Source organism: Pseudanabaena sp. UWO310 (assembly GCF_006861605.1).
Taxonomy (GTDB): Bacteria; Cyanobacteriota; Cyanobacteriia; order Pseudanabaenales; family Pseudanabaenaceae; genus Pseudanabaena.
Genome location: NZ_SELU01000011.1, coordinates 57,556 through 76,149 on the forward strand (window position 1 = coordinate 57,556; position 18,594 = coordinate 76,149).

Annotated in this window: 10 protein-coding genes; 3 read left to right on the forward strand and 7 right to left on the reverse strand. The window is 42.0% G+C overall.

Translation table 11 applies throughout. The annotated features are described in order from the left end of the window. The first annotated feature begins 318 nt into the window (after positions 1-318). Entirely contained in the window at positions 319-2,331 is a 2,013-nt protein-coding gene (locus PseudUWO310_RS05570) for an NAD(P)H-quinone oxidoreductase subunit 5 (RefSeq protein WP_142599764.1), read from the forward strand. Between the two features lie 292 nt (positions 2,332-2,623). On the opposite strand, the gene PseudUWO310_RS05575 is transcribed toward PseudUWO310_RS05570, so the two are convergent. The 7 genes from PseudUWO310_RS05575 to PseudUWO310_RS05605 form a co-directional block, all read right to left on the reverse strand. After that, positions 2,624-3,787, reverse strand: a complete 1,164-nt coding sequence (locus PseudUWO310_RS05575) for a glycosyltransferase family 4 protein (RefSeq protein ID WP_142599765.1) — start codon at positions 3,785-3,787, stop codon at positions 2,624-2,626. A 103-nt stretch (positions 3,788-3,890) separates the two neighbouring features. After that, positions 3,891-4,832, reverse strand: coding sequence for a glycosyltransferase family 2 protein (locus tag PseudUWO310_RS05580; RefSeq protein WP_142599766.1), 942 nt, complete (start codon positions 4,830-4,832; stop codon positions 3,891-3,893). 493 nt (positions 4,833-5,325) lie between these two features. Further along, the gene (locus tag PseudUWO310_RS05585; RefSeq protein WP_142599767.1) at positions 5,326-6,318 is read right to left on the reverse strand and encodes a diguanylate cyclase domain-containing protein; all 993 of its coding nucleotides are present in this window, start codon (positions 6,316-6,318) and stop codon (positions 5,326-5,328) included. 243 nt (positions 6,319-6,561) lie between these two features. Beyond that, positions 6,562-8,733 (reverse strand): ATP-binding protein, encoded by a 2,172-nt coding sequence (locus tag PseudUWO310_RS05590; RefSeq protein ID WP_223805551.1) that lies wholly within the window; start codon positions 8,731-8,733, stop codon positions 6,562-6,564. A 379-nt stretch (positions 8,734-9,112) separates the two neighbouring features. Beyond that, positions 9,113-10,528: a diguanylate cyclase domain-containing protein gene (locus PseudUWO310_RS05595; RefSeq protein WP_190315917.1), complete on the reverse strand. Its 1,416-nt coding sequence runs from the start codon at positions 10,526-10,528 to the stop codon at positions 9,113-9,115. An 11-nt stretch (positions 10,529-10,539) separates the two neighbouring features. Further along, the gene (locus PseudUWO310_RS05600; RefSeq protein WP_142599769.1) at positions 10,540-13,353 is read right to left on the reverse strand and encodes an ATP-binding protein; all 2,814 of its coding nucleotides are present in this window, start codon (positions 13,351-13,353) and stop codon (positions 10,540-10,542) included. Between the two features lie 730 nt (positions 13,354-14,083). Beyond that, the gene (locus tag PseudUWO310_RS05605) at positions 14,084-15,256 is read right to left on the reverse strand and encodes an RNA-guided endonuclease InsQ/TnpB family protein (protein WP_142599770.1); all 1,173 of its coding nucleotides are present in this window, start codon (positions 15,254-15,256) and stop codon (positions 14,084-14,086) included. 238 nt (positions 15,257-15,494) lie between these two features. Here PseudUWO310_RS05605 and PseudUWO310_RS05610 point away from each other — a divergent pair, with 238 nt between their 5' ends. Next, complete coding sequence (locus tag PseudUWO310_RS05610) at positions 15,495-16,766, forward strand: late competence development ComFB family protein (protein WP_142599771.1); 1,272 nt, start codon at positions 15,495-15,497, stop codon at positions 16,764-16,766. 77 nt (positions 16,767-16,843) lie between these two features. Next, the gene (gene malQ, locus PseudUWO310_RS05615) at positions 16,844-18,373 is read left to right on the forward strand and encodes a 4-alpha-glucanotransferase (protein ID WP_142599772.1); all 1,530 of its coding nucleotides are present in this window, start codon (positions 16,844-16,846) and stop codon (positions 18,371-18,373) included. Positions 18,374-18,594: the final 221 nt, after the last annotated feature.

The following is an 18,594-nucleotide window of genomic DNA, read 5'->3' on the forward strand; positions in this document are numbered from 1 at the left end:
TTAAAAAGTTAAAGACGGCATTTTGAGCCGTCTTTACTAAATCCTACCGTAATTTTCGATCAAAAAGACCACAAGAAAGTTTTGGAAAGTGTTGCTTTGCAACACTTTCCAAAACTTTCTTGGTTTGGATTTGAGCGCAAATCTCTGTAATACCAATTCACAAAAGTGTTGTTGTGACGGATCAAGAATTAAGTTTTTCTAAATTTTTAGCTTAATAAGTAACAATGCTCACAGTTAACACATCGCGTCCGATCGCCCTGTAGTAAACTGACTTATTAAAAGCATCTCTACAATAAACTTTGCGTTCAAACGCGACCTATGGACTTTGCATATCAATACGCATGGCTGATTCCCTTGCTGCCACTCGCCGCAGCACTGATTATCGGCACAGGACTGATTACCTTTAACAAATCCACCAACAAACTGCGATCGCTCTGGTCTATCCTCAGCGTATCCGCCACAGGCGGCGCAATGGTGATGGCAGTTAACCTGCTTTGGAGTCAGATTCAAGGGCATGATCCCTATCTCTACACCTTTGAGTGGGCGCAAGCAGGTAGCTTTCATCTGAACATGGGCTTTGTGATCGATCATCTCACTGCACTCATGCTCGTCATTGTGACCACTGTTGCTTTCTTGGTGCAAATCTACACTGACGGATACATGGCTCACGATCCTAGCTATGTCAGATTCTATGCTTACCTAAGTTTATTCACCTCCTCCATGTTGGGGTTAGTTGTCAGCCCTAACTTGGTACAGATTTATATTTTCTGGGAACTGGTGGGGATGTGTTCTTACTTGCTAATTGGCTTTTGGTTTGATCGCAAAGGTGCTGCCGATGCTTGCCAAAAAGCCTTCGTAACTAACCGTGTCGGTGACTTCGGACTTCTATTAGGCTTGCTCGGTTTGTACTGGGCGACAGGGACGTTTGAATTCACTGAAATGGGAGCAAAACTGACTGAATTGGTGGAATCGGGTTCCTTAAGCGTCGCGTTAGCCACATTATTTGCAGTTCTAGTATTCATGGGGCCAGCCGCCAAATCAGCCCAATTCCCTCTCCATGTTTGGCTTCCCGATGCGATGGAAGGACCTACACCGATTTCGGCATTGATTCACGCCGCCACAATGGTTGCCGCAGGCGTATTCCTAATCGCGCGGATGTTTCCTGTATTTGAAGAAATTCCTGCGGTTATGAATATAATCGCTTGGACAGGTGCTTTCACTGCCTTTTTGGGCGCAAGTATCGCCATCACCCAAAATGACATCAAAAAAGGTTTAGCCTATTCTACGGTTTCCCAATTGGGTTACATGGTCATGGGGATGGGTGTTGGTGCTTATGGCGCGGGTTTATTTCACCTGATGACTCATGCCTACTTCAAAGCAATGATGTTCCTCGGTTCTGGTTCTGTCATTCACGGTATGGAAGAAGTCGTTGGACATGATCCCGACCTTGCTCAAGATATGCGCGTTATGGGTGGTTTGCGCAAATATATGCCCATCACCGCCATTACTTTCTTTATCGGCACTCTCGCCATCAGCGGGATTCCTCCTTTTGCGGGTTTCTGGTCAAAGGATGAAATTCTTGCTTCTACCTTCAAGGCAAATCCCATTCTCTGGGGAATAGGTTTCTTAACCGCGGGGATCACTGCCTTCTATATGTTCCGCATGTACTTCACGACCTTTGAAGGGGATTTTCGCGGCACAGACAAGAAACTATTAGCCTCGGTAAAAACCGAGAATTCCATCGGTAAGGCTCCTCAAGCAGATGACGGGCATGGTCACCATCATGCTAGTAAGCCCCATGAATCGCCGATCGCCATGACTCTACCTCTGATGGTATTGGCAATTCCTTCGATGCTGATTGGGCTTGTGGGAACTCCTTTGGGAAATTACTTTGAGTATTTTATCCATGCGCCCTCAGAAAAAATCACGGAAGTTCCTGTGGAAGGATTTACCCCCGAATTTCTGCTCATGGGTGGTAGCTCGATTGGGGTGGGCTTGATTGGGATTTCTCTAGCGATTTTGATGTATCTGCAAAAGAAAATCGATCCCAGTGCGATCGCTAAAGCGATCGCGCCACTCTACCAGCTATCTAAAAACAAATGGTACATTGACGAAATTTACGAGGCTGTATTTGTAATTGGCTCTCGCCGCCTTGCCCGTCAAGTCCTAGAAGTCGATGCCAAAATCGTCGATGGTGTGGTTAACCTTGCTGGGTTCGTGACCGTAGTTACAGGCGAAGGCTTGAAATACTTTGAAAATGGTAAAGCGCAATTCTACGCGCTCGTTATTTTCATTGGTGTTCTTGGTTTCGTCATTGTTACCTCGATTTAAAGGATTTCATCCTTTGAGCATATAGACACCAAGAAAGCAGCCCTTAGGGCAGCTTTCTAAAACAAAAGCAAAGAGAGCGATCGCTAAGCGATCGCTCTCTTTGCTTTTGTTAGCAACATAATACCAAGTTAAGAAATGGCGTAGCCATTTCTTAACTTGGTATTACCCAAAAGGTGAGTGGCGGCGCTTTGCGCCGCCACTCACCTTTTGTTTTTTGAATTGCTATACTTACAGCAATTACCGATCAAACGAACCACAAAGAAATTTTTGAAAGCGTTGCGAAGCAACGCTTTCAAAAATTTCCTTGGTTTGGGTTTGAGCGCAAAGCGCTGTAAGAACTCGCTGATGAGGATCTTGCATGAAACTTGGCGATCGCTAATTCATAAATTGCTTCGAGTCTTTGGGCATGGATATCGAGGGTAAATTCCGCGTGAAATAGCTCGTTACCAGCAATACCGATCGCACGAGCCTTATCAAAATTATTTGCCAAATCGGTAATTGTGGCGGCTAACTGTTCGATATTATGCGGCTCCACCAAAATTCCTGTTTTCCCATCCTCAAGATGTTCGGGAATGCCACCGACCGCACTAGCAATCACGGCACGGAATCTCGCATAGGACTCCAGAGTCACCAGTCCCGCAGGCTCTGGCCAAACACTAGGAAAAATCACCGCAAAACTTTGACAGTAAAGGTTTTCTAATTGCTCACGCTGACACCAACCATGCCAAGTAATGCGATCGCCCAGATCTAAATCCTCAGCGAGTTTTCTGACCTGAGGCATTGCCCAACCCTCCCCCGCAATATCCAGATGAATTCTTGCATCCAATCGAGGCATCGTCCGCAGCAACCAGTCCAGCCCCTTCTCAGGAACGATCCTGCCTGCAAAGAAAATATGCTGTCGATCGTGGATGGGCTTTTCTAAGGGCAGGTGGGGACTTGACGGCTTGGCAATGCCACATCTGACAGTTACGACTTGGGATGCGGGTAGCCCATTGGCGATTAATTGCGATCGCACATAATCGCTATTCGCGATCGCCGTAATTCCCAATCCTTTGATTTCCGCAAATTCACCATAGGCTCTGCTTAAATTATTAATAATTGTCTGGGGTCGGCGACTGCCGCAACCATCGATTAAATGCCCCCAAGTACATCCTAAAAGGGACATTTGGCGATCGCAGACCGCCTTCTGGTTGGACAAATACTTCGAGCCACTAGGGCAATAGATATTGTGATTGTGCAGGGTATAGACCGCAGGACATTGATTGTTTAAGCTTTTTAATAATGCCGCATCATGAACATGCAGCAATTTGGATTGACTTTGATCGATATCATCCAAAGAGTTAACTATTTGCGGATCGTATATTTCTGGTAATGAAATCAACAGTCCATTTAGATAAGACTCAATTCCCCCAACGGAGGCGATCGAACATGTGGAGCAATGCTGAATCTTTTTCATTTGGAAAATATTATTTGGAAAATATTATTTGGAAAATATTATTTGGAAAATATTAATGTAAATGCAATGAACGAACCGATTCAAATCCAATGTAATCCTAAAACTACAGCAATTTTCCCAGCGATCGCGGTAGCAATAATTTCAACAATCGCCGCATTCCTCCCAAACTCAGTCGTTTTGATAAAGGATGATATTTGCTGAAATAAATATCGAAAGCTTGTTTTTTCTTCCCCAAGTTGATCGACTGTAAAATCGCGATCGGAGCGGCTCTCTTAAGCTCAAACTCTTTAGCCCAAGCTAGTTCCTCAGGAACATCGGTATTGAGGACTATATTAAAAGATTGCGCCGCCGCATCATCATTGTCACTTTTAGACATGGCCGCGCGGCTCAGTCGATATTTAGCTGTATATGTATCTAAAAAGAAGAAGTTCTTATATTTAAGCCCGAGTTGCAAACTGAAATCGAACTCTCCACCATTTCCGACTTCTTCATAGGAACGCCACTTAATATCCTTCGCCGCAGATGCCAGAATCATAAAGCAGTCATTAGGGAACTGATGCAATATCGCCGCCTCAACCGAAGACTTTTGCAAACCAGCGCGATCGCTAGTTCGGAAGAACATTTGATTGAGATTATGACTTTGCTCTAGATCGATTTCTCCTTCTTCAGACATGATGTACTGCTTTCCATAGGCGGCAACCAAATCAGGATGAGTATCCCAACAGCTATGTAAGTCTTCAAGGGCTTTTGGCAACAGTAAATCGTCATCATGCAAAAGCACAATTTTATGCCCTTGAGCCTTTGCATAGATAAAGTTAACATTCCTCGCTTGTCCTAAGGAAGGAGAGTGTCTCGTATAAGAAATGGGAATTGGACAACTTTTCTGCATATCTAAAATCATCTTTTCCGTTACATCATCACGGGAATCATCACCTATCACAATCTCAATAGGTTGCAGACTTTGTTCTAGCACCGAATGCAAAGCTTCCTTCAGAAATTTTGGTCTGTGATATGTAGTAATACATACAGATATAGATGGTTTCATAGGATTTTGAGATTAAACAGCGATCTGTAAATTTAAGACAATGGGCTAATTATCTCAGCATAATTAAAATTCGGGTAGAAAACCTTTGGCTCACGCGCAGCGTGAGCCAAAGGTTTTCTATCTTTCTTTATATTTATTAAGCCCACTTATACCAATTCACGAAAGTGTGACAACATCCTTGTGATACCAATTCTCAAAAGTGTGGCTACACTTTTGAGAATTGAAAACCAAACCCAGTAAGGTTTTTAAAATCACAAAATGGCTATGCCATTTTGTGATTTGGTATGAATTGATATTACTATACTAATTTTTCTCATACAGCAATTATCGATCAAACGAACCACAAGGAAATTTTTGAAAGCGTTGCTTAGCAACGCTTTCAAAAATTTCCTTGATTTGGGTTTGAGCGCAATGTGTTGTAAGTATCTGGGCGAAATTAAATATAAAGCCCAAAAAGCTGTAGCGCACGCGCAGCGTGCGCTACAGCTTTTGATTATGTAACCTTAAAAGCGATCGCTCGATTACGCCCCTGATGTTTCGCTGCATACATCGCTTGATCGGCGCAGGAAATTAGATCTTGAGGACTTCGTTCCGATGTCGGCATCAGGCTAGCAATTCCCATACTCAGAGTTACGCGATCGCTAACATCAGAACTTTGATGAGGAATTGCAAGATTGGCGATCGCAGTTTGAATAGCATCTGCAACCTTTAGCGCACCTTTTGCATCAGTACCACTCAAAATCACTGCAAACTCTTCCCCCCCGTATCTTGCAACCAAGTCTGTAGCCCGTTGTGCAGCTTTGGCGATCGCCTGTGCGACGCGATGTAAACAATCATCCCCACCTTGATGTCCATAGGTATCGTTATAGCGCTTGAAATAATCAATATCGATTAGGATTAGCGCAATATGAGTTTGCTCGCGTTTGTGATGTTGCCACTCTAGAGATAAAAAATCATCAAATCGGCGGCGATTAGCAATTTGAGTTAATCCATCTAAATTAGCAAGTAACTCCAATTTGCGATTTGCTTCCTGTAGAGCAAGTTCAGTTTCCTTCCGCTTCTCAATTTCGTCTTGCAATCTCTTCTTCTGTCTCTGAATCGTTAAGTGAGTTTCTAGACGAGCGACAACTTCTTCAATTTGAAACGGTTTCGTAATATAGTCTACTCCACCGACTTGAAAGGCTTTTAATTTATCAAAGGTTTCATCTAACGCGCTAATGAAAAGAATCGGGATATCACAAAGATCGGGATCGGCTTTAAAAGTTTGACAGACTTGATAACCATCCATTTCTGGCATTTGGATATCGAGCAAAATAATATTAGGCAATTTCGCTCTTACACTTTTTATTGCCCTACTTCCACTAATGGCACTACGAACTGTATAGCCAAGATCGGTAAGTAAATCGGTCAACAATTTTAGATTTTCAGGCAGATCATCTATTAAGAGAATATTACCTTTGCTTTCTGGTGGAGAATTAGGATTCACAGAAGATTAGTTAATATAGTTAATATAGTTTATACATGTTGTATTGGCTACGGTAATTAGCTAAGCATAAGTAAGCTTAATCCCAAATAACAAAATGGCTACGCCATTTTGTTATTTTAAAACCCTTACTGGATTTGGTTTTCAATTCCCAAAAGTGTAGCCACACTTTTGGGAATCGGTATAACTCTAGAAGCATGTATCTTGCACTAAGCAATCGATACCTGTTTTAGTTCTGGGTTTTTACTAAGCTGAAATACTTAATAGCTCTAACATTTCATCAAATTGAAATTGATGAGCAAATTTTTCTAGCATTTTCACAATGGCTGATTCTTGATTGGGAATTTCTCGAATTAGTTGATTAACACGATTACTATCACCCTCTAGGGCAACTTTGTATATTTGCGATCGCCACTCGTCGGACATCCCTGACAAATCTAAGGATGTCGCCGAATCGGATAAATCTATTTGATCATTAGGAGAATCTGAGTATACATATTTCACACCTAGATGTTTCGTTAAGGCTGCAAAAATCGTCTGTTCTTTAAAGGGTTTACGCATAAAATCATCACAACCCGCCGACAAAATGATCGCTCTTTCTTGTTCTAAGACACTAGCAGTTAGCGCAATGATGGCAGTAGCATTGCCTTGGGTGGTGGATTTGATATACTTGGTTGCCTCATAGCCGTCCATTACAGGCATTCGCATATCCATCCAAATTAAATGAGGTTGCCATGCTTCCCACATGACGATCGCTTCTTGCCCGTTGCTCGCTTCTTTTACCTCAAAACCCAATGGAGCTAGTAGTTTCACCAATAATTGACGGTTAATTGGTTTATCATCTACAACTAAAATTTTGTAGTCTGGTTGATTGGGAACAAGGGCAATAACTTGGCGCTTTTCCGAGGTTTCACCGATGATCGCGTTCCCTAGTTTAGTCTGAATTGAGAAATTAAAAGTAGTCCCTTTACTGAGTTCACTAGTAACGGTGATGTCACCTCCCATTAACCGCACAAACTGGCGACTAATGGTTAGTCCTAAGCCTGTTCCTTCCTGAGCTTCTCGACCTGACTCTGTTTGGCTAAAAGCTTCAAATAATTGATCTAACTCCTCAGGTGCAATCCCAACCCCCGTATCGCTTACTTGAAAATTTAAGGTGTAGCTTTGAGGTTCTGAATTTTCAATAGAACTCATACGCAAAACTACTTCGCCTTGGGGTGTAAATTTGATGGCATTGCCTAACAAATTGAGTAAAACTTGACGGAGCTTCACGCCATCTGTGTGAATGTAACGCGGTAAATTACCACCCCGATCTAAAATCAACTCTAATCCAGCGTTTACTGCCCGCAAATGGAGCATGTCTTCTAAATCGTCAAGCAATTGATATAAATCAATATCCTTGGAATTGAGCGTGTTTTTGCCTGCTTCGATTTTAGAAAAGTCAAGCACATTATTGATTAATGTCAATAAATATTCACCACTACGATGAATAATATTTACATTCTCGTATTGTTCAGGTGCAAGGTTTTTCGTACGTAACATTACCTGAGAAAAGCCAATAATGGCATTGAGAGGCGATCTCAATTCATGGCTCATATTCGCGATAAAAGCACTTTTCGCCTTGCTTGCAACTTCAGCCTTATCCTTAGCAACTGCTAGTTCTGAAGTGCGCTCCTGTACGCGATTTTCTAAGGTTGCAAAAGAAGTTTGTAACTGACTAGCCATCTGATTAAATGAACTAGCTAGAGCTTCTAGTTCTGCACATCCATTTACTTCCACAAATTGATCCATTTCCCCATTGGCGATCGCTGTAGCTGACTTGTTAAGATCGCGAACGAAGCGCGACATGAGTTGGGCAATAAAAAAACTCATACTGAGCGCTAAACTCAAAGCCGCGATCGCCAGTAAAATCGTATCTTGCGTATTGATATTAATCTGCTCCATAAAGTCAGATTCAGGCACGGCAACGGCAACCAGCCAGTTCAACCTATATTTATCTCGGAGCGGTGAGACTGTGAGAAAATAACGTTCGCCATTTAGCTGAAAATCTAAGCGGCTAGTTTGCTGAATCTTTGCTAAATCCCCAAGTTGCGATCGCATAGACTGCATACTTTGAGCTAGGACAGGGTTGTTACTATCCATAGCCTTAATGCGATTTTTGTTAATAGCTAAGGGTTGATTATCTAGGGAAGTTGCCACTAAGTCACCTGATGGCTCAAGCACAAATACCAAGCCTGATTTACCAACCTTTAGGGTTTGCAGAAATTCACGAATTGGCTCTATATTTTGATTGCCTAAACGCGGCACTTCTAGATAACCTTGCACCCGATCTTTAACCCTAGAACTTATTTCCTGTTGGAGTTGTCCAGAGATATCGTTGACCGCCTTCTGCCCGTTGCGAAAGGACAAATAGCCCACTGCTCCCAGTGCCCCAATGATTAATATTGTAAAGGGCGCAATTAAGAATAGTCTAATCGAAATTAAAGGGTGTTTCGCTTTTTTGGAAGGAAGATTTTTGTACATAGGTTGCTAAAGTTTGAACATCTATACAGATGCCTAGAGTAGTTTATCAAATTAATCATTTAAAATAGCTCTTGCAGTTTAATAAATATTCTCACCAACCTCTGAGCTGAAATTCGTATACAACGACACAAAGTATTTAGCCAAGTAGCTAGGCGCAATTAAATATAAAACCCAAAAAGCTGTAGCGCACGCACAGCGTGCGTTACAGCTTTTTGGGTTTTTAATTATGCCTATACCAATTCACGAAAGTGTGACAACACTTTTGTGAATTAAATTAGTAAGCGATCGCTCGATTACGACCCTGATGTTTCGCTGCATACATTGCTCGATCGGCGCAGGAAATTAGATCTTGAGGACTTCGTTCCGATGTCGGCATCAGGCTAGCGACTCCCATACTCAGGGTGACATATTCGCTTACATCGGAATTATCGTGAATAATGGCGAGATTAGCGATCGCGCTTTGAATAGCTACGGTGACCTTTAGCGCCCCTTCGACATTGGTATTGCTCAAGATCACAGCAAACTCTTCGCCACCATAGCGAGCAACCAAATCCGTTGGGCGATGAGTGACTTTAGCAATTTCCTGTGCAACTCGAATTAAACAATCATCACCGCCTTGATGTCCATTGCTATCGTTGTAGCGTTTGAAATAGTCAATATCGATCAGGATAAGCGATAGAGTGTTTTGTTCTCTTTGATGGCGTTGCCATTCTGTGGTTAGGTAATCATCAAAACAACGACGATTGGCAATCTTGGTCAATCCATCTAAATTGGCAAGCAATTCCAACTTATGGTTTGCTTCCTGCAATTTACAATTTAGCTCCTGTAAAGCTAGCTCTGTTTGCTTGCGCGTCGTAATATCGCGAATCGCGATCGCAAAACCATCACCTAACTTTACAGCGACATAGTGATACCAAGAGGAATCACCCGACGGATAGTAAAAATCTTCATCTAAAGATGCGCCAGTTTCGACAACTGTCACAAGGCGATCGAATAATTCTGGTGCAAGCTTTTCGAGCAGTTCTTTGATGAATAACTTACCGATGACATCTTCTCGGTTGCGGTGCAGGGCTTTAGCAATAACAGGATTAACTGCTAAGCAGCAAAAATCCTGAATATCGCCCGTAATCGAATCGCGGACTGCTTGCATAGCCGCAATTCCATCTAATGCAGTATTTAAAATGCCAGAAAGGAGCGATCGGGATTGATAGAGGATTTCTTCAATTTCCTTGCGTTTGATAATTTCCGCTTGCAACATTCTATGTTGCTTCCGAATCGTTAAATGAGCTTCTAAACGAGCCACGACTTCGGCGATGTGAAAAGGCTTAGTGATATAGTCCACACCACCCAGTTGAAATGCTTGTAATTTGTCAAAGGCTTCGTCTAAAGCACTGATGAACAGAATGGGAATATGACAAAGTTCGGGATCGGCTTTAAAAGCCTTACAAACTTGATATCCATCCATTTCGGGCATTTTTACATCTAACAGAATGAGATCGGGGAGTTTCGATTTTGCCGTCTTGAGCGCTCTACTTCCACTGATGACACTACGAACTGTGTAACCAAGTTTAGAGAGAGAATCAGTCAACAATCTTAAGTTTTCTGGTAAATCATCTACCAATAGGATGTTACCTTTTGACTCAGATAGAGAATCAAAATTCACTAAGTCTTGGTTAATTGATTGGTTCATGGTGCGATCGCCTAGGACAATAGCTCGACAATTTCATCAAATTTATACTGACGATTATATTTTTTGAGGATTTTTACTAAATACGATTCTGGGTTGGGGATCTCTTGAATCAGTTCTTTAACGCGATTACTATCAGCTTCTATGACGGCTTGGTACAATTGCGCCCGCCATTCCTCGGACATTATAGCTAAATCTTCAGAGGCTAATAGGGGATCTGGGTGATCGGCAATAGGCTCTTCCGATACTAGCTCCTCGTAAATATATTGCACCTCTAAATGCTTAGCGATCGTTTCAAAAATCGTACTTTCTTTAAAGGGTTTACGCACAAAATCATCGCACCCTGCGGAGAGCACGATCGCTTTTTCCTCTTCTAATACACTGGCAGTTAAGGCAATTACTGCCGTAGCATTTCCTTTCGTTGTGGACTTAATATATTTGGTCGCCTCATAACCATCCATCACGGGCATTCGCATATCCATCCAGATTAAATGCGGTTCCCACTCATCCCAGATCGCGATCGCCTCGCGTCCGTTGCTCGCTTCTTTGATTTCAAAGCCTAAAGGCGCGAGAAGTCCGATCAATAATTGCCTGTTAATGGCTTTATCATCGACCACCAAAAGTTTATAGGTCGGTTGATTAGGAGCGATCGCAATTGCTCGTCGGGAATAGACATCTCCCTTGCCAGTTTCTTTACCCAATTGCGCCTGAATTGAGAATTTAAAAGTCGTCCCCTTACCCAATTGGCTCTCGACCGTAATATCTCCTCCCATTAACTGGACAAACTGACGGCTAATTGCTAATCCTAGTCCCGTTCCCTCTTGAGCCGCTCGACCAGATTCTGTTTGACTAAAAGCCTCAAATAACTTGGCTAACTCTGTAGAGGCAATACCCACTCCCGTATCGCTAACGCTAAAGTTTATAGTATGGAAAGTATATTCTTGATAGTCTTTGAATCCTTGACATTCTATAGCGTTGACCCTCAAAACCACTTCGCCTTGATGCGTAAATTTAAGGGCATTACCCAATAAATTCAGTAACACCTGACGTAATTTCACACCATCCATATAGATGTAATGGGGCAAATTATCCCCTCGCGCGAAGATTAACTCTAAACCTGCATTTACCGCTTGCAGATGCAGCATATCTTCCAAATCGTTAAGCAATTGATGGAGGTCAACATCATTGAGATTAAGAGTTGTTTTTCCCGCTTCAATTTTAGAAAAATCCAACACATTATTAATTAACGTTAGTAAATATTCGCCGCTATGCTGAATAATTCCTGCATTTTCATACTGTTCAGATGGCAAATGTTTCGTGCGTAACATAAGCTGGGAAAATCCAATAATTGCATTCAGGGGTGATCGCAGCTCGTGGCTCATATTGGCAATAAAGGTACTTTTAGCTTGATTGGCAACCTCCGCATTGTCCTTCGCAATCACTAGCTCGGCGGTGCGTTCTTCCACCCGATTTTCTAAGGTTTCAAACGAGTTTTTTAACTCCGTTGCCATTTGATTAAAAGAGTCAGACAAGGTTGCTAATTCAGTAATATCTTGAAAGCCTAAAAGCCCCTGTTCGAGCGTAGATTTTTGCCATTCTTGCTGCGCTAAAGTCTGACTGGCTTGACTTAATTTCTGGATCGGATTGGTAATTCGACGAGCCGTCAAAATACCAATTCCAATTGCGATCGCCAAAGTAAAACCACATAAAACAATAGTCCATTGCGTGTTTGCCTGAATTTCTGCCATAAAATCAGATTCAGGAACGATCAAAACTGTCAACCAATCCAAATCCACTTGATCTTGAAAGGGTGCAATTTGAATAAAATATTTCCTGTTATCAATAATTACACTGAGATTTTGGCTATTTTTGATTTGATGAAAATCAGTAAAATAATTTTTCAAATAAATAGCTGTTTTTTGAAATACTAAATTATTACTATTAATAATATTTAAACGCTCTAGTTTGGGGAGCCTATTATTACTTGGATTCTGTTTGGAGTTAGTTGCAGATGATTCGGGCGTTAATGGAGCTTCATCAGTAGAACTATCGATCAGCAATCCTTCTCGATCTATGATAAAAGCTTGACCAGTTTTGCCAATTTTTAGGCTTTTTAAAAATCCCCCCAGTTGTTTTAAAGATACGGACGAACCCACAATCCCTTGAAAGACATTGTTGCGATCATAAAAAGGCATAAAATTTAAAGCAACGAAGACAGATTTATCAGTCTTAATGCGCTCGACATTAATTATCCAAATTAACCGATTGGCTTTTTTAGCTTTTTCATACCAAGGGGCATTAGGGGGATATTTATGGGTGTCAAATTTATTGGAACTTCTAACTAGTTTAAGTCGATTTCCCTGATCGTCAGCAATATAACTATTAAAAAAGTAATTAGTTGACTGATCCCTAATACTAATTGTCTGAGAATTATCATCATTTTTTTGTAAGATCAAAAGATCTTTTTGCTCCGTAATAACACCTAAAGAACCGATACCATCAAAGGCTTGCAGTTGCTGTCGAAAGTATTTCTCTAAACTAGCAAAATCTTGCCAAGGAAGCAGATCGAGTTTAATGGCGTTAGCATTATTTTGGAGCACTTCCGTGGGTTTACGGAAGTAATTTTTTAGATTTTCGTGAATGCGATCGCCCACCTCATTCATCAAAGATTCAGAAATATTGTCTACAGCTTTTTGCCCACTACGATAGGAAAGAAATCCTACCAAACCCACAGCACCAATAACTTGCAATACAAAGGGAATAATTAATATTAATTTGAGAGAGGTCTGGTAATTTCTTTGAGGTTTTATGCGGCGATCGCTATTCATGAATTTTAATTCTGGGATTGGATTAATAATACACTTAAGTAGCTAAGCATAAATAAACTTAAAATCCAAAAATCTTTGCCATCCATCTAGGGATTAGTAAAGGCTCTAGTTTTATTCTTTAACGATGCTGAAGTGCTGACACAGCTATGAATCCTTATTTTATTATCTTCTTAAAATATCGCATACTTAATAATGGAATAGTTTGCTTTCTCTCTTTATATTTAGTGTGCCTGATTTCTAAATTTTGATTTTATGCTAGGTTAAAATCTGCCGATATAAATATATAAATAGATTAAATCGAACAAAAAAATTAAAACTAAATCTAAGTTTTAAATCGCAAGTTTTTCCAGATTGCTATTTGAGTCTATAAGTCGATCTCCCTATACAAGTATCTAAGCGCAAAATATAAAACCTCCAAAGCTGTGGCGCACACAGAGCGTGCGCCACAGCTTTGGGATCTCCTAGCTACTTAGCATTCTTAAACATTTATAGCAACGTAAGGTTTAACCCCTAAAGATGAGTGGCGGCGCGAAGCGCCGCCACTCATCTTTAGGGGTTTGATTTGTCTACATTACGGGTTATGATCTTCAAACGGATGAGAAACATTCCTACCTTAAATCAGATGGGCTGAGCCTGATTACTATTCAAGTCAGATCGGGAAGTGTCATATATACTGAGTATTGTATTTTTGACATCCACCCCGCACTGAAGTGACGGGGATTCCTAAGACTCACGACTTAGGTTTCTGCTTCATAGCACCAGCCTTCCGAGATTTACTCTCTTCAGGTCTTACAGTCGCTCCACAGACATTCACCGCAAGCCCTGCGGCAAGAATATTTTTTGCAGCATTCACATCTCTATCGTGATGTGTACTGCACTTAGGGCAATCCCACTCTCTGACATTTAAAGGCAACTTATCCACAACATAACCGCAATGTCCACACCTTTTAGAGCTAGGAAACCAACGATCAATTTTGACAAAAGTGCGACCATACCAATGGCACTTATATTCCAGTTGCCTAACAATTTCACCCCAACTAGCATCACTAATCGAGAGAGCGAGTTTCCTATTTTTGACCATATTCTTCACAGACAAATCTTCGACTGCAATCACTTGGTTTTCACGAACCAGTCGAGTTGTCAATTTGTGAAGGAAATCAAGCCGAGCATCGCTAATTGCTGCATGAACCTTGGCGACTTTCAACCTAGCCTTGTGTCGGTTATTAGATCCTTTCTTCTTCCTGCTAAGCGCTTTCTGTACTTTACGCAATTTACGGCGCTTAGCTTTGAAAGTTTTAGGATTGGCAATCTTTTCGCCATTACTCAAAGCCATCAGGCTAGTAATGCCCAAATCCAAGCCAATTTGATTAGGAGATTCAGGTAATGTTTCGATTACAACATCTACCAGCAAAGATACAGTCCACCGTCCAGAAGGCGAGAGCTTCACCGTAATGGTTGATGGTTCTACACCTTCAGGGATCTCACGGCTCCAACGGATATCCAAAGGGTGAGAACATTTTGCTAAAAATACTTTGCCATCCTTCCACTTGAAAGCAGCTTTAGTAAATTCAGCACTCCCACCGTGATGTTTTTTCTTGAAGTTGGGATATTTTGCCCGTCCTGCGAAGAAATTAGTAAACGCGGATTGTAAATGTCTTAGCCCTTGCTGTAATGGCACACTGCTAACTTCATTAAGAAATTGCAAGTCCTCTTGCTTCTTCCAACTGGTTAGCATTGTTGAGGTTTCAGAGTATCCAACTCGCTCTTGGCGTTCATACCATGCTTCTGTCCTTGCAGCTAAGGCACGGTTATAGACTAATCGAGCGCAACCCATCGTTCTCCTGAGCAAGGCTTCTTGCTCAGCAGTTGGATAGAATCGGTACTTGAATGCTTTTTGTGTCATGCTTACATTATAGCATTTACTGTGTAAAGTATCTAATTTAATATAAAGCCGTGCTAGAAGCACGGGGTTTTTAACCCAGTTTTCCGATAAAAATTTTTTCTAGTTCCAGACTACTTTTAAATCATCTATCTAATATAAATACGAGAGTTGAGATTCAACCTTTTGGGGCGATTTCTAAAACTTCTTGGGGATTCCCATATAAGGACGATCAAACGTAAATTTCTAGCAGCAAAAACTTATGACTAGCCTCAAAAATGTCCTTGAGGAAATCGTTGTCGTAGAAGCACAAGCGCAACTCAAGCAAATCAGCCAACCCATGCGTGAAGCAATTAACCTGAGCGAGGTGGCAGCCTTTGCGCTTAATCGATTGCCCGTGCTCTATGCCAGTACTAGTCGAGGCTGGCTGCAACAGCGCAAACGCGCCCATAGTGAACTAAAAAATCAAGTGACAAACGCTGTCCAGCAGGCTTTACTTGGCATCAAGCGCGATCCTTTGAGAAAGTCCACCAAACTCGCCGCTAGTAAAGTAGAAACGCCAGCCCATGTTTTATCTAGATTACAAAAACTGTTTAGTAAGCTGTCTTTACAATGGCAGGACGTACCACAAGCCTTTCAAGAAACCCTTAACCTCGTAAGCCATTCACAGGATTATGTCGGTTTGAGTATTAACGATCGCCATCGCTTGCAAGATATTAAAGGTTATCTACAACGTAAAAATCCCCAGCAATCAAGCGATCGGGCAAGCGATCGGGATTGGCAATATCAGGCTGACTTACCGAATCCCGAACTTAATTCTTATATTATTTCCGCTTCTTATTTTCTGGTAAATGTTTTAGAAGATCTAGCTATAAGAGAAGTCAAAAACCAACTGACCTATATGGCAAATGTTTTGCCTCGCAAAGTGGGAGTTGATGATGTCTGTGCCTATGTTTTGAACCGACTACCCGCCATGTATGCCACCTCGGAGCAGGGCGTAATTTGGCAGACCCAAAAAGCTAAGGAGCAGTTATCCAGTCAGATTGAGTCAACGGTAATTCAATCTTTAATGACTCTCGGCAAAACACCGCGACGCTTAGCCGATCCCATCCCATTATTCAAATTTGAAGAAGAATGCGAAAAAGCAATTAATGAATTACGCATGATTTTTCAGCGCGATGATATCACATGGAAAAATATTGCCTCCTTAGCGGAATATGCCATTAATAATGAGAAGCAAGGTATCAGTAATTGGCGGCAGCAATGGCGAATGCTCGGACAAATCTATAGTGAAATGTATCTTAAACCTGGGGATGCGGATTTATCACTGGCTTATAATGACGATGGCGAAGTACTTATTGTAAAAGCGCATACTAAACAAGCTTTTGGTTGGCTAGCCGACAATCCGAAGAATTTAGGGATCAGCACTTTGCGGCTTTTTCCTGCGGTTGCGGAGATCGAGTTGTATGGATTTTTTCTCGATTTTTCAGTTAGCTATACTCGCGAAGAGATGGCAGCCGATGGCATTATTTGATCTGTAAGGGTTTGAAGAACACAAGCAACGACAGCTATAAAGCGGTAAAGTAAAGCCAGATCTAAAAATTTGTGTTTATGTCCTTTCAACGTTCTAGTGGCATTTTATTGCATCCCACCTCACTACCCAGCAAATTTGGGATTGGGGATTTAGGAGAGGGAGCCTATCAGTTTATTGAGTTTTTGTCGCGGAGTGGTCAAAAGCTGTGGCAAGTGCTGCCCTTGGGCCCGACAGGATACGGGAATTCTCCCTATATGAGCTTTAGCGCGATCGCAGGTAATCCCTATCTGATTAGTCCCGAACTGCTCGCCAAACAACATTTACTAAAAGAAGAGGATTGGGCAGATCTTCCTGAATTCGATCGCGATCGCGTTGATTTTGAGACTGTGATTCCTTACAAGCGGAAACTCCTAGAGCTAGCCTTTAAACGCTTTCAGCAAGGATATCTCGATCAAGATCTTCAGCATCACCACGATTTATACTTAATTCAGGAACTGTTCAAAAAGTTTTGCATCGAGGAAGCCGATTGGCTAGAAGACTACGTCCTATTCATGGCACTGCACGAAGAAAATACGGAAGTGCTTTGGAATAATTGGGAACCTGCGATCGCCAAACGGGAACCGCAAGCCTTAGCGCTAAAACGTATAGAACTCAAAGATCGCATTGAATTTCAAAGATTCGTCCAGTTTATCTTCTTCGATCAATGGCTGAAACTTAAGCAATATGCCAATATGCGAAACATCAAGATTATTGGCGATATTCCCATCTATGTATCTCACAATAGTGCCGATGTCTGGGCAAATCCCGCCAACTTTGCACTCGATCCCGAAACCTACGAAGTAGAACAGATGGCAGGGGTTCCACCTGACTACTTCAGCGAGACAGGTCAGCTATGGGGAAACCCAGTCTATAACTGGGAATATCTCCAAGAAACGCAATTTGCATGGTGGATCGATCGCTTTCGCTTTTTAAATCGTTATGTTGATATTATCCGCATCGATCATTTCCGAGGATTTGAAGCCTTTTGGCAAGTGCCCGCAGGTGAGGAAACGGCGGTGAATGGAGAATGGCAAGTTGCCCCAGGGACAGAGTTATTCACGAAACTGCGGGAAGTGATGGGCGAGCTACCCATTCTTGCTGAAGATTTGGGCGTGATTACCCCAGAAGTTGATAAATTGCGCGATGATTTTGGTTTCCCTGGAATGCGCGTCCTCATGTTTGCCTTTGGCGGTGGTTCCGATAATTTTCATCTACCCCATAACTACGTACGTAACAGTGTCGTCTATACAGGAACCCATGACAATGACACTGCCGTAGGTTGGTGGCAAAGAGCGAGCCAATACGAAAAGGATTTATTTTACAAATATATAGTTGGCTATGCCGCTGGTGAGCCAATTAACTGGGTACTCGTTCGGATGGCAATGGCAGCGGTATCCCTAATTGCGATTCTTCCTTTACAGGATGTCCTTGGGCTCGATAACAGTGCAAGGATGAATATTCCAGGAACGGCAACAGGGAATTGGGGATGGCGCTATCACGATCCCGAGTTACTCAATCCCTCTCTCAGCGATCGCCTACTGCAAATTACCCAGCTCTACAGCCGTTAAGACGAATCAAAACCCCAAGAATTGACTGGCGGCGCTTCGCGCCGCCAGTCAATTCTTGGGGTTTGATTTGTCCTCATTCAAGGGACTGTAGCTATAAAAACCAAGCCCAGTAAGGGTTTAAAAAGCTCAAAATGGCGTAGCCATTTTGAGCTTTGGTAGCAAACCTTACATTGCTATATTTAGGAAATTGCTAGTTATCAAAATTACCAGCACATAATTAC